This is a genomic window from Frankia tisae (assembly GCF_025403405.1).
In the GTDB taxonomy this organism is placed as follows: domain Bacteria; phylum Actinomycetota; class Actinomycetes; order Frankiales; family Frankiaceae; genus Frankia; species Frankia tisai.
Genome location: NZ_JANEZT010000204.1, coordinates 1 through 12,040 on the forward strand (window position 1 = coordinate 1; position 12,040 = coordinate 12,040).

14 protein-coding genes are annotated in these 12,040 nt (G+C 71.8%); 7 read left to right on the top strand and 7 right to left on the bottom strand.

Annotated elements, in window-relative coordinates; all coding sequences use genetic code 11:
• The coding region (locus NBZ85_RS19040; protein WP_261562338.1) for a LutC/YkgG family protein at positions 1 to 720 on the top strand (720 nt) is incomplete at its 5' end.
• A 33-nt stretch (positions 721 to 753) separates the two neighbouring features.
• On the opposite strand, the gene NBZ85_RS19045 is transcribed toward NBZ85_RS19040, so the two are convergent.
• Positions 754 to 1,185, bottom strand: coding sequence for a VOC family protein (locus NBZ85_RS19045; RefSeq protein WP_261558915.1), 432 nt, complete (start codon positions 1,183 to 1,185; stop codon positions 754 to 756).
• Between the two features lie 62 nt (positions 1,186 to 1,247).
• Here NBZ85_RS19045 and NBZ85_RS19050 point away from each other — a divergent pair, with 62 nt between their 5' ends.
• Positions 1,248 to 2,264: a helix-turn-helix transcriptional regulator gene (locus NBZ85_RS19050; protein WP_261558914.1), complete on the top strand. Its 1,017-nt coding sequence runs from the start codon at positions 1,248 to 1,250 to the stop codon at positions 2,262 to 2,264.
• Positions 2,265 to 2,384: 120 nt separating this feature from the next.
• Here the strand turns inward: NBZ85_RS19050 and NBZ85_RS19055 are convergent, their stop codons facing one another.
• A complete protein-coding gene (locus NBZ85_RS19055; RefSeq protein WP_261558913.1) occupies positions 2,385 to 3,281 on the bottom strand; it encodes an LLM class flavin-dependent oxidoreductase in 897 nt (298 codons plus the stop codon).
• Between the two features lie 12 nt (positions 3,282 to 3,293).
• Positions 3,294 to 4,358 carry an LLM class flavin-dependent oxidoreductase gene (locus tag NBZ85_RS19060; RefSeq protein ID WP_261558912.1) on the bottom strand — a complete coding sequence of 355 codons (1,065 nt, stop codon included), beginning with the start codon at positions 4,356 to 4,358 and terminating at the stop codon, positions 3,294 to 3,296.
• A 262-nt stretch (positions 4,359 to 4,620) separates the two neighbouring features.
• On the opposite strand from NBZ85_RS19060, the gene NBZ85_RS19065 reads away from it, so the two are divergent.
• Genes NBZ85_RS19065 through NBZ85_RS19075 form a run of 3 tightly spaced genes read left to right on the top strand, consistent with a single transcriptional unit; the run spans position 4,621 to position 7,452 of the window.
• The gene (locus tag NBZ85_RS19065; protein WP_261558911.1) at positions 4,621 to 5,763 is read left to right on the top strand and encodes an ABC transporter substrate-binding protein; all 1,143 of its coding nucleotides are present in this window, start codon (positions 4,621 to 4,623) and stop codon (positions 5,761 to 5,763) included.
• Positions 5,764 to 5,770: 7 nt separating this feature from the next.
• Positions 5,771 to 6,682, top strand: coding sequence for an ABC transporter permease (locus NBZ85_RS19070; RefSeq protein ID WP_261558909.1), 912 nt, complete (start codon positions 5,771 to 5,773; stop codon positions 6,680 to 6,682).
• Positions 6,683 to 6,687: 5 nt separating this feature from the next.
• Positions 6,688 to 7,452, top strand: coding sequence for an ABC transporter ATP-binding protein (locus tag NBZ85_RS19075; RefSeq protein ID WP_261558908.1), 765 nt, complete (start codon positions 6,688 to 6,690; stop codon positions 7,450 to 7,452).
• A gap of 65 nt (positions 7,453 to 7,517) precedes the next feature.
• On the opposite strand, the gene NBZ85_RS19080 is transcribed toward NBZ85_RS19075, so the two are convergent.
• Entirely contained in the window at positions 7,518 to 8,210 is a 693-nt protein-coding gene (locus NBZ85_RS19080; RefSeq protein WP_261558907.1) for a TetR/AcrR family transcriptional regulator, read from the bottom strand.
• A gap of 14 nt (positions 8,211 to 8,224) precedes the next feature.
• On the bottom strand, positions 8,225 to 9,040 hold the full coding sequence (locus tag NBZ85_RS19085; protein ID WP_261562339.1) for a mycofactocin-coupled SDR family oxidoreductase: 816 nt from the start codon (positions 9,038 to 9,040) through the stop codon (positions 8,225 to 8,227).
• Positions 9,041 to 9,334: 294 nt separating this feature from the next.
• Between NBZ85_RS19085 and NBZ85_RS19090 the strand changes: the two genes are divergently transcribed.
• Complete coding sequence (locus NBZ85_RS19090; RefSeq protein ID WP_261560533.1) at positions 9,335 to 9,694, top strand: hypothetical protein; 360 nt, start codon at positions 9,335 to 9,337, stop codon at positions 9,692 to 9,694.
• 87 nt (positions 9,695 to 9,781) lie between these two features.
• On the opposite strand, the gene NBZ85_RS19095 is transcribed toward NBZ85_RS19090, so the two are convergent.
• Positions 9,782 to 10,099, bottom strand: a complete 318-nt coding sequence (locus tag NBZ85_RS19095) for a helix-turn-helix domain-containing protein (protein ID WP_261560534.1) — start codon at positions 10,097 to 10,099, stop codon at positions 9,782 to 9,784.
• Positions 10,096 to 10,461 carry a type II toxin-antitoxin system RelE/ParE family toxin gene (locus NBZ85_RS19100; protein ID WP_308205082.1) on the bottom strand — a complete coding sequence of 122 codons (366 nt, stop codon included), beginning with the start codon at positions 10,459 to 10,461 and terminating at the stop codon, positions 10,096 to 10,098. Before NBZ85_RS19100 ends, NBZ85_RS19095 begins: the two co-directional genes overlap by 4 nt.
• Before the next feature lie 72 nt (positions 10,462 to 10,533).
• Here NBZ85_RS19100 and NBZ85_RS19105 point away from each other — a divergent pair.
• Positions 10,534 to 12,040: tetratricopeptide repeat protein (locus tag NBZ85_RS19105; protein ID WP_261562340.1), on the top strand; the 1,507-nt coding region annotated here is incomplete at its 3' end.

The window sequence follows — 12,040 nt, forward strand, 5'->3', positions numbered from 1 at the left end:
GTACTGGCCCGCATCCGGGCCGCGAACGCCAACGCGGGGGTCGCCGAGGTCACGGCAGGGGCGGTCGGTGCGGCAGGGGTGGCCGACGTGCCCCGTGACTACCACCGCGGCGGCGGGCCCGCACCGGGCAGCCCCCCGCTGCTCGACCTGCTGCGCCAGCGCCTCGTCGACTACCGGGCGTCCGTCGTCGACGCGGCCCCCGGCGGCGAGCCGGCCGCGATCCGCGCCGCCTTGGCCGCCGCCTCCGTCGGGCCCTCGCCCGGTTCCGCCGAGTTCCCGCGCGGTTCCGCGGAACACTCGCGCGGTTCCGCGGAGCCGGGCGGCGCAGTGGTGGTCGTCCCACCCGGGTTGCCGGCGGGCTGGTGCCCCGACGGGGTGGTGGACCGCGGCTTCACCGCCGTCGAGCTCGACGGATTCGCGGCGGTGGTCACCGCCTGCGCGGCGGCCTGCGCGGTGACCGGGACGATCGCCCTCGACGGCTCCCCCGACCAGGGCCGGCGCGCGATCACCCTGGTGCCCGACGTCCACGTCTGCGTGGTCCGGGCCGACCAGGTCGTCCACGGCGTCCCGGACCTGCTCGCCCGTCTGGACCCGACCCGGCCGCTCACCCTCATCAGCGGACCGTCCGCCACCAGCGACATCGAGTTCGAGCGCGTCGAGGGCGTCCACGGCCCCCGCACCCTCACCGTCATCCTTGTCGGCGAGGGGGATCCCCTCTGACCGGGTGGCCTCCGGTCAACGACGTCGCCGCGGTCAATGTCCGAACTTCGCCCTGGCCGTCGGCGTGACGGGGGTGAAGAGGTTGACGAGGTTGCCGTCGGGGTCACGGAACAACAGCGAGCGGTTGCCCCACGGCATCGTCGTCGGCGCGTTGACGAACTCGGTCGGGACCTGCCTGATCCGCTCGTAGTCGGCGTCGACGTCGTCGACGAGGAACTCGATGATCGCGCTGTGGTTGTCCGCAGCCCGCGCGGAGTCGGCCCCGAACAGCGCGACCGTGCGGGTGCCGCCGATGGCCAACGTGCCCGCCGGCGTCTCCAGTTCGGCGAAGTCGGGCGCCGACCAGCGCACGAGCGCGCCGCTGACCCGTTCGTAGAAGTCGACCAGGCGCGCGACGTCGTCGGTGATGAGGCGGATCGACACGAGGCTGTGCTGATGTCCGGATGCAGGGTCGCGGGTCGTCATGACGAGAACGCTAGGGAAAATAGAGGGCAGAATCTGCCCGGTATCTGGGAGACACTTGTGCGGTGACGCGACCCACGGCCCGAGTGCTCGCCCTGCTCGAGGTCCTGCAGTCCGGCGGCACTCGCACGGTCGGCGACCTGGCGACGCGGCTCGGCGTCGACGAGCGCACCGTCCGTCGCTATGTCGTCCATCTGGCGGACCTCGGGATCCCGGTGCAGTCGGTGCGAGGCCGCCACGGCGGCTACCGGTTGGCGCCCGGGTTCCGCCTGCCTCCCCTCATGTTCACCGATGACGAGGCGCTCGCCGTGCTGGTGGGACTGGTAGCCGGACGTCGCGCGGGCCTGATGACCACGTCCGTCGCCGCGGCCGAGAGCGCCGCGGCCAAGGTGCAACGGGTGCTGCCCGAGGCGCTGGGACGCAGGCTGGACGCGCTGCTGCAGACCATCGACTTCACCGCCCGCAGTCGACCCACGATCGAGCTGGAAACGCCCGTCCTGCTCCTGCTCGCCGAGGCCGCGCGGGACCGCAGGCCGGTGGCCATGGGCTACACCTCGCCGAACGGACGACACAGCGAGCGGACCGTGCACCCGTATGGCATCGTCGTCCATTCCGGGCGCTGGTACGTCACGGGAGCAGACTCCGCGAGCGGCGAGACCAGGACCTTCCGGCTGGACCGGATCACGGCCCTCGAGCTACAGCAGGGAACCTTCGACCTCCCCGACGGATTCGACCCCGCCGAGCGCGTGCTGTCCGGCCTCGCCGAGGCGCCGCACCGACACGCGGTCTCGCTACGGGTCCAGGGCCCGGCAGAGCAGGTCCGGGCCCAGCTCCCGGCGGGACTCGCCACCGTGCACGACATCGCGCACACCGACACCGCGCACACCGACGGGTGGGTCCGGGTGCGGTTACGCGCCGAGCGGTTGGACTGGGTGCCCGCCGTGCTGGCGGGATTGGATTTCCCGTTCGTCGTCGAGCAGCCCGAAGCTCTTCGCGATCTCCTGCGGTCACTGGCAGAACGACTCGCCGCCGCCACCGATACCGACACGGTCACACCTCGGACCACGCACACTCACCGGTAGCGGCCGGCCCGCGGTGCCCGGGAAGCGTCTTGCGGTGCGTTCTGCACGGTCCGCGGGCTCAGACCGTGCAGAACGCACCGCATTCGGCCCGCCTCCGGATCGGTAAGGACGTGGGTCCGGTCAGGGGCGGGCGGCGGCTACCTGGGCGCGGACCTGGGGGATCACCTGGTCGGCGAAGATCTGCAGGTGTTCGACGGGGGTTTCGCGGTCGCCGAGGACGAAGGTGTCGAAGTCCAGCTCGAGGGCGAGGGCGGTGAGCTCGTCGATCCACTGGCTGGCGGGGCCGACGAGGAAGCCCTCGGAGCGGTCCTGGAGCTTGTGGCCGAAGAAGGCGTTGTACAGGCGCGGGACCGCGGTGCGCGACCGGCCGGCGGCGGCGAGCTCGGTGTCGAAGTGCGCCGCGTCGGCGCGGACCGTGGCCAGGTCGAGACGGTTGCCATTGGGGATCCAGCCGATGCCCTGGCCTGCGGTCAGCCGGCGCATGAGCGGGCCGCCGCTGCCGATCCAGAGCTGGATCGGCTCCTGCGGGGGGAGCAGCGGCTGCGGGTGGTCGAGTTGGTAGTACTGGCCGTCGTAGGTGACGTCGGCGTCGCCGGACCACAGCAGGCGGATGACGTCGATCGCCTCGGCGAGCCGCTCCCGCGCCTCCCGCGGCTTCCACCGCGGCCCGCCGATCGCGGCGATCTGATCCCACAGGCCGCCGGTGCCGAGGCCGAGCTCGACCCGGCCGGGGGCGAGGCGGTCGATCGTCCACGCGGTCTTGGCGAGCACCTGCGGCGGGCGCAGGGCGAGGTTGACGACGTCGGTCAGCACCCGGATCGACGAGGTGCGGCCGACCACGGCCGACAGCAGGGCGATCTGGTCGATGTAGTCGGGGTTGTAGGGGTGGTCGGGCACGGCGATCAGGTCGTAGCCGAGGTCCTCGGCCTGCGCGGCATGGTCGAGCAGCGTGCGGCCGGCCACCGTGCGGGGGAACAGGAACGTGCCGAACCGCAGCGGGCGGTGGTTGTCGGTCATCTTCACCGTCTCCTATGCCGCGCTGAGCGCGGTCTCCTTGCGGACGAGTGGGGCCACTTCCTCGGCGATCAGGTGCATGACCTCTTCGGTGCCGGCCGGGCCGAGGCCGTTGTCGATCTGGAGGAAGTGCAGGTCGTGGCAGAGATCCTGGTGCATCCCGATGAGGCGTTCGGCAACGTACTCGGGGGTGCCGACGAGGATCTGGCCCTCCGGTCCGGTGAGCTCGTCGAAGCCCTGGTCGAGCAGCCGCTGGGCCCGGTTGTCCTGGCGCAGGCCCTGGTTGCGCTGCGCGGCGGCGTTGATCGTCTGCTCCCAGTAGGCCCGGTACTCGCGGCGCACCCGCGCCTCGTCGTGGTCGACGACGACGGTGGACAGTGACGCGACCCGGGCCCGGCTCGGGTCGTGGCCGGCGGCGGCGAACGCCTCACGGTAGTGGTCGGCGAAGTCGGCGTAGGTGCCGGCGCGGAACCCGGCGACCAGGACGGGCAGGCCCTTGCTGGCGGCGAGCTCGACGGAGTCGACGTTGCGGGTCGCCCCGAGCCAGACCGGCAGCTGCGGCTGCACCGGCCGCGGGGTGACGTGCGCGTCGCTCAACGCCGGGCGGGAGGTGGCGGGCCAGGCCGGGATGTGCCCGGTGCGCAGGATCTCCAGGAGCAGGTCGAGGTGCTCGCGCAGCAGCGTCCCGCGGTCCGGGTCGTCGACGCCGATGAGCAGCCGCGAGGCGTTCGCGAAGTTGCCCTTCCCGGCGACGATCTCGACGCGCCCACCCGAGAGGACGTCGAGGGTGGCGTAGTCCTCGGCGACGCGGACCGGGTCGAGCAGGGGAAGCAGCGTCACCCCGGTCATCAGCCGCAGCCGCTCGGTCTGCGCGGCGATCGCGGCGAGGATGACCGGCGGCGCGCTCGTCACGAAGTGCGGGTCGCCGTGGTGCTCGCCGACGGAGAACGCCTCGAAGCCGAGCCGCTCGGCGAGCACGCCCTGGGTGACGATCGACGCCAGGCGCTCGTGCTCGGTCGGCGTTGTGCCGGTGTGCCGGTCGGTGGAGACGCCGCCGAGCGTGTTGATTCCCAGTTCCACCAGATGCCCTCGATCGTCGTCGGTGCGTATTCGACAAAGGGTCACCGCACGCGCACCGACCGTAACTTCGTCAGTGGATCAGGACATGACGCCCAGCTTGCCAGCAAGCACCGAAACCGCGCGCGGCTCGCCGTTTTACCAGGACTTTAACCTGCACCATCGCTTGGCGACCATTTCGACCCTTTCGGTTGACAAGTACGTCATGGGATGAAAGCTTCACCCGGACCCGGGGACGCCGGGAGTGGATCATGTGGGAGCTTTGATGTATCAGCGGGGATCAGTCCAGCTCAGGACCGGCGGCCGCCGGCGCGGCGCCATCGCGGTCGCCCTCGCGGCCGGCCTGGCGGTGACCCTCGCGGCCTGCGGCTCGGACTCGGGCGGCGGCTCGAGTGCCGCTGCCAGCCCGGCCGCGGCCAGCGCGTCGAGCGGCCCCGACCTGTCGGGCGTGACGCTGCGGGTGGCGACCTACCCGGCGGCCATCGGCGGTGACGAGCCGCTGCTCAAGGCGGCCGGGCTGATCGACACGCCGTACAAGGTGAAGTTCCAGACGTACCCCGACGGCGGCGCGCAGACCGGGGCCGTCAACCAGGGCAGCGCGGATCTCGCCCGCGGCAGCGGCGTCGCCAACGTGCTGATCGCCGCCGGGGGCACCAAGCCGAACTTCGTCTCCGTCGCGACGCTGCGGCTGCCGACGTCGCTGCAGTGGACGGTCGCGCGCAAGGGCATCACCTCGATCGCCGACCTGCGGGGCAAGAAGGTCGCCTACACCAAGAACACCACCACGCAGTACTTCCTGCTCAAGCAGCTCGCCAGCGCCGGGCTGACTTTCAAGGACATTCAGCCGGTGCCGCTCACGCCGGCCGACGGGCTGAGCGCGCTGCTCGGCGGCAGCGTCGACGCGCTGGCCGGGTTCGGCAAGACCGTGCAGGTCGCGGTCGCCAAGGGCAACCCGATCCTGGCCGACGGCGGCCCGATCCTCAAGGGCAGCCTCGGCGGGCTCGTCGGCGCCTACAACGCCTACACCAAGGACCTCAGCGACCCGGCGACGTCCGCGGCGATCGCCGACTACATCGCTCGCATCGACGCGTCGTTCGCCTGGACCCGGGCGCATCCCGCGGAGTGGAACAAGATCACAGCTACGAACACCAGCCAGTCGTTGGAGTCCGTCACCGCCAACTTCAAGGCCTCGGAGAACAGCGCGAACTCGGCCGTGGGCCCCGTCGACCCGAAGGCGCTGACCGACCAGCAGGGCATCGCCGACACCTTCCAGGCCGCCGGCCTGCTGCCCGGCAAGGTCGACGTCCCCGGCAGCTACAGCACGAAGCTCAACCCGGCGATCGAGGCCGACATCGCCTCCTACAAGGCCAAGTTCGCGGCGAACTACGCCGTCACGACGGTCAAGTGAACCGACGATGGGAGACCCGGCCGCCATGGCGGCCGTGACGCAGCCCGGCAGCGCGCCGGCCGAGGGCGCGCCGGCCGGGAGCCCGCGCGCCGCCGCGGGTACGACTGCGGCGGCGCGCGGGCGGCGGGTGACGTTCAGCGCCGGCGGCGCGGGCCGGCGCTGGCGGCTGCGGGTCCCCAGCCTGGTCCGCCGGGCGGTCGTGCCGATCCTGCTCATCGCGCTGTGGCAGGTCGGCAGCTCGGCGAGCTGGTGGTCGACGGAGGTCCTGCCCGCGCCGTGGGACGTCGCCCACGAGTTCGTCACCCTGTGCAACAACGGGCAGCTGCCCTCGAACCTGTGGGTGTCGGTGCGCCGGGCGCTGACGGGCGCGGCGATCGGCATCGCCCTGGGCCTCGCTCTGGGGGTGGCCGTCGGCCTGTGGCGGCCGGTCGAGGAGGCCCTCGACGCCACCCTGCAGATGCTGCGGACGATCCCGTTCCTGGTGGTCCTGCCGCTGTTCATCCTCTGGTTCGGCGTCGACGAGACCCCGAAGATCCTCATCATCACGATCGGCACGGCCCTGCCGATGTACATCAACACGATGTCGGGGGTGCGCACGGTCGACCCGCGCCTGCTGGAGATGGGCCGCCAGTTCGGCCTGAACCGGCTGCAGCTCATCGCGACCGTCGTCCTGCCGGGGGCGATGCCGAGCATCCTCACCGGCGTGCGCTACTCGCTCGGCCTGAGCTGGCTCGCGCTCGTCGTCGCCGAGCAGATCAACGCCCAGAAGGGCCTGGGCCTGCTCATCTACAACGCGCAGTCGCTGTTCCAGACGAAGATCCTGATGGTCGTCGTCGTCGTCTACGCCGCCCTCGGCCTGATCACCGACGTGATCGTGCGCCTCGCCGAGCATCGCCTGCTGTCCTGGCGCTCACGGTGACGCCGATGAACGCCGTCACCGTGAGCGGCCTGCGTCGCGCGTTCGGTTCACACGTCGTGCTCGACCGGCTCGACCTCACCATCGCCGACTCGGAGTTCGTCGCACTCGTCGGCCGCAGCGGCGGCGGCAAGACGACACTGCTGCGCACCCTGGCCGGTCTCGACCCGGTCGCCGAGGGCAGCGTCGAGGTGCCGGCGCTGCGTTCGGTGGTGTTCCAGGAGCCACGGCTGCTGCCCTGGCGCCGGGTGTGGCAGAACGTCTCCCTCGGTCTGCCCCGCTCCCGCCGGCGCGACGAGGCGACCCGGGCGCTGGCCGAGGTCGGCCTCGCCGACCATGCCCAGGCCTGGCCGCTGACGCTGTCCGGCGGCGAGGCGCAGCGCGTCGCCCTCGCCCGGGCCCTGGTCCGCGAGCCGGAGCTGCTGCTGCTCGACGAGCCGTTCGGCGCCCTCGACGCGCTGACCCGCATCCACATGCATGCCCTGGTCCGGCAGCTGCACGAACGGCACCGCCCGGCCGTGCTGCTGGTGACGCACGACGTCGACGAGGCCCTCGAACTCGCCGACCGGGTCATCGTGCTGCGCGACGGCCGCCTCGACGAGGAGATCGAGACCCGCGAGCTGTTCGACGACCGCCGCGACCCCCGCTTCGAGCAGGCCCGCGCCCGCCTGCTCGGCCTACTCGGCGTCACCGACACCCACGTCGCCGACCCCACACCCACGACCGACCCCACACCCACAGCCGCCCCGGGCCAGCCACTCACCGCCCCATAAGCCTGGTCCAGGTTGCGCCGCGAGTTGCTGGAGCTTGTTGACCCTCCGGCACCGGCGGACCGTGATTAACCTCCAGCAATTCCCCGGACTTCCGCCGGCCTGGTTGTCGAGGAGTGTCGATCCGGCGAGGGCTCAGGAATCTCCGGTGCGGACAGGCCCTGGGCGAGGAGCGCGGCGAGGGCCTCCGGGTCGACGAGGGTGTGGTCGGGCTGGTCGAGCAGCGGGGCCATCGACGCGGCGAAGGTGAGTAGCTGTGCCGCGGCGACCTGCTCGGGCGTCGGGACCTCGCGCCCGAAGATCCGGGCAAGCCGGCCCGCGATCACAGCCGCGGCGGCGTCGGTGCTCTCCATCGCCCGCCGCCGGATCTCCTCATGGACGGCCAGTTCCTGCAGGACGATGCGATGCACCGGCGACGGCCGACCCAGCACGACGGTGAGATGCCGCCACAGTTCGGCGACGGCCCCGCGAGGATCCGCCCCCTCGGGTGAGGGCAGGTCGGGCGGGGGCAGGTCGAGCTCGCCGAGCGTCGTCACCCGATCCCGTTGCACGACCGCGAGCAGCAGATCCATCTTGGTCTTGAAGTGGTAAAAGATCAGCCCGTGTGGCACGCCGGCCGCCGCGGCGATGCGGGCGGTGGACGTCCGGTCGAACCGGTGCTCGGCGAACAACACCTCCGCGGCGGCCAGGATGCGCTCCCGCGCGGTGAGTCCCGGCTCTTCCGGCGTTCCCGGCTCCGCACTCCCCTCGCCGCGCCCCACCTCGGACCTCGGTCTCAGAACTCGGTGTTGCCGGCGTCGGGGGCGATCTCGTGCGCGGTGATGAACTTCGACTCGTCCGAGGCGAGGAACAACACGGTGTCGGCGACGTCCTCGGGCTCGGTGCCGTCGACCGGCAGCAGGTTCATGAACATCGGACCGAGCCGGTCGTAGCCGCCGATCGCCTCCTCGATCCGCTCCCGCATGCTGCCGGTGCCCATCGGCGTGTTCACACCGGTCGGGTGCACGCTGTTGACCCGGATGTGGTGCTGGCTCAGCTCCGCCGCGAACGCCTTCGCCATGCCGCGCACCGCGAACTTGCTGGTCGTGTACGGCACCATGAACGGCTGCACCTTCAGCCCCGCCGCCGAGCTGATGATGATGATCGAGCCCCCGCCGGCCCGCACCAGGTGCGGCGCGCCGACCATCACCGTGTTCCACACCCCGGTGACGTTCGTGCTGATCGTGTCCTGGTAGATCTGCGGGGTCACCTTGTCCCACGCCCGCGGGATGCAGATGCCGGCGTTGGCGACGACGACGTCGAGCCGACCGAGCTGCGCCGCGCCGTCGTCGACGATGCGGCGCAGGGCCTCCAGGTCGCGGACGTCCACGATCCCCGACACCACCCGACGCCCCGTCTTCTCGACCAGCGAGACCGTCTCCGCCAGGTCCTCCGGGGTCGCAGAGAGATAGTCGACACTCGGCAGGGGCGCACAGACGTCGACCACGATCACGTCGGCGCCCTCCTCGGCGAGGCGCAGCGCGTCCGCCCGCCCCTGCCCGCGCGCGGCCCCCGTCACCAGCGCGACCTTACCCGCCACCCGACCGCTCATCGCCGTCTCCGATCCCAGGTCAGAACCACCGGCCACCGTCGGCCGGACGTTTGGTTGAGTACTCACTCAGCATACGACCAACCCGGTCATCCGCCTACATCGCGCCGATGCGCGCCCAGGTGGTGACGTCGTCGGACAAGGTTGGACCACACCGCGCCGGCCGTTCCGCTCTCCGGAATCCAGCACCGCAGTCCGTCCGAGACCGCGGCTCCACCTGGTCTCTTCCGTCCGCCGACCGCGCCTGGAAGCACACTGGACGAGCGGACCTACCAATCCCTGGCATTCGCAGCGCGCATGACCGGCCGCACCGTGGGTGAGGTGGTCGCGAGGCTGGTGGCCGAGGCCAGCATGCCGACGAGTAAGACGCCTGCAGCAACGGAGGAGACACAGCATCCGGCGGGCGCAGGTGGAGTGGCGGTGTACGTCGACTACGAAGGTCATCGAACCTTCGGCAGGTACGACCCCAAGACCACCCGAATCGACATCACAACGGGACCACTGACCGGTCGAAGCTTCAAGACACCGACCGGTGCAGCTCGCGCTGTGATAGCGCACTACAAGTCGGACATCAACTCCAACCGAAACGGCTGGTTGTTCTGGGTCCTGGATGACGGCTCGGGAGAATTCCTCCAGAGCATCAGAGGTGCATCGTAATACGTGGGACCGAGCGGCAGTTCCATGACCGGCCATGGCCTGGATTGGATTGGGCTGGGCTGGGCTGGGCTGGGCACCGATCCGCACTCAGGCAATCGCGGCGATATCCCCGTCGTCGAAGTAGATCGCCTGGTGCAGCCGGCCGCCCAGGGCCGCGGCGAACCGAGCGACGACGTCCTGACCGGAGATCCTGCCCTGTTCGATCTGGGAGACCCGGCCCTTGGTGACGCCCATCCGCTCGGCAACCTGCTGCTGGGTCAGACCCCGCGCCCGGCGCACCTCTGCCAGCCGGTGACCCACCGCGACCGCGAGCAGTTCCTTCTTGCCGGCCTCGACGGCGTCCTCACCGCCGGCACGGGCGACCTGCTCGGCACGGATATCCGCCCATCGCACGTATCCACTCATCGACGATCACCTTCCTCCCGGCCGCGCTCCACCAGGTAGGTCTTGTAGTGCTGCTCCGCCAGCGGGACCGCTTCGGTGTACCAGGCGTTCCACCGTCCGGATTTGTCCCCGGCGACAAGCAGGATGCTCGAACGCCAGGGATCAAAGCAGAACAGGATCCTCACCGCGCCTGGTCGAAGCTCCTTCAGATTGGGCAGGGACGAGCCCGAAATCGTATCTACCAGAGGCCTTCCCAAGCCAGGACCGGCCTCCACCAACAGGTCGATCGCTTGGACGACCCGCGCGTACGTCGGAGCGTCCAGTCCGTCCATCCAGGCGCGAACCTCGTCCACGAGATAGACGTCCCACGGCTGCTCACCCACCTAACAAGTATAGCGTCCGCTATACCATCCGGAGATCGCCGAACGTTTCGGTCGCTGTGGGATGGTTGTCCGGTGACCGTCGGGGGCGAGGGGGACGCTCTTGACTGCTTCGTGTCGTACACCGAGGACGGTCGGGCCTGGGCCGAATGGATCGCCGGAGCGTTGGAGCGCGCCGACCTGCGGGTCCTCGTCGAGTCATGGGACCGGGTGGCCGGCACCCACCGGGTCGCCTGGCTGGACCGGGCGACCCGGCAGGCCCGGTACACGATCGCCGTCGTCTCGGACGGCTACCTGAACTCCGCGACGGCGGTCGCCGAATGGGGCGCGGCCTGGTCGCCCCGCCCGGCCGACGGCGATCGCCGGCTGCTGGTCGCCCGGGTGACCGACCGCCCGGTGCCCGGCCTGCTCGGCCAGATCGCGCCGATCAACCTGTTCGACCGCGGCGCGCTCGCCGGCGAGACCGCCCTGCTCGCGGCCGTGCGCGGCGGCGAGCCCGCGCCGCCGGAGGGGGGCCGCGCCGCGCGTCACCCACACAGCCCGATCCACCCCGGTGACCTGCCGGCGGTGTGGAACGTGCCGTCGCCGCCCGTCCCGTTCGTCGGACGCGGCGAGGCCCTCGACCAGCTCGACGCGGCGCTGGCCCACTCCCCGCTGGTCGCCGTCACCGGACTCGCCGGCATCGGCAAGACCAGCGTCGCCACCGAGTACGTCCGGGCGCACCGCCGGGACTTCGACGCCGTCTGGTGGGTGCCCGCCGGACGCCCCGAGCTGCTCGGCGAACGGATCCGCGCCCTCGCGCCGGCGCTGGGCCTGCCCGAGCACGCCGGACCGGCCGCCGTGCTGGCCCGCCTCGACCGCGCCGACGGCCGCTGGCTGATCGTCCTCGACGACGCCGCCGGGACGGCGCTGCCGGACTGGCTGCGCCCCAGCGAGACGGGCCGCCTGCTGCTCACCTCCCGCAACCCCGACTGGGACCGCCTCGGCCAGGTCGTCGCCCTGGCACCGCTGGACCGCGCCGAGTCGATCGCCCTGCTCACCGACCGGCTGCCCGCCGTCGACCTCGCGGTGGCGGCGGGCATCGCCGCCGAACTCGCCGATCACCCGCTGGCCCTCGACCAGGCCGCCCACCGGATCACCGCCGGCCGCCTGCCCGCCGAGGTCTACCTGCAGGCGCTGACCGACCAGCCGGCCCGCCTACTCCGCCAGGGCGAGGTGCCCGGCCGCCCCGGAACCACCGCCGCCACCCTGTGGGACGAGCCGATCCGCCGGCTGTCCGCCGACTCCCCCGCGGCGGCCGAACTGCTGCGCCTCGCCGCCCACGGCGACGCCACGCCCCTGCCGCTGCACCTGCTCACCGCCGACCCGGACGCCCTCGACCACGCCGAGCTGCGCGCCGCCGCCGCCGACCCGCTCGACCTCGCCGACACGATCGGCGCCCTGGAACGGGCCGCCCTGGCCCACCGCGACGGCTCCGCCGTGACGATGCATGCCCTGGTCCGCGCCGCCGTCCGCGCCGACACCGCCCCCGAGCACGCCGACCAGCTCGCCGACTCCCTGCGCCGGATGCTGCACGCCACCC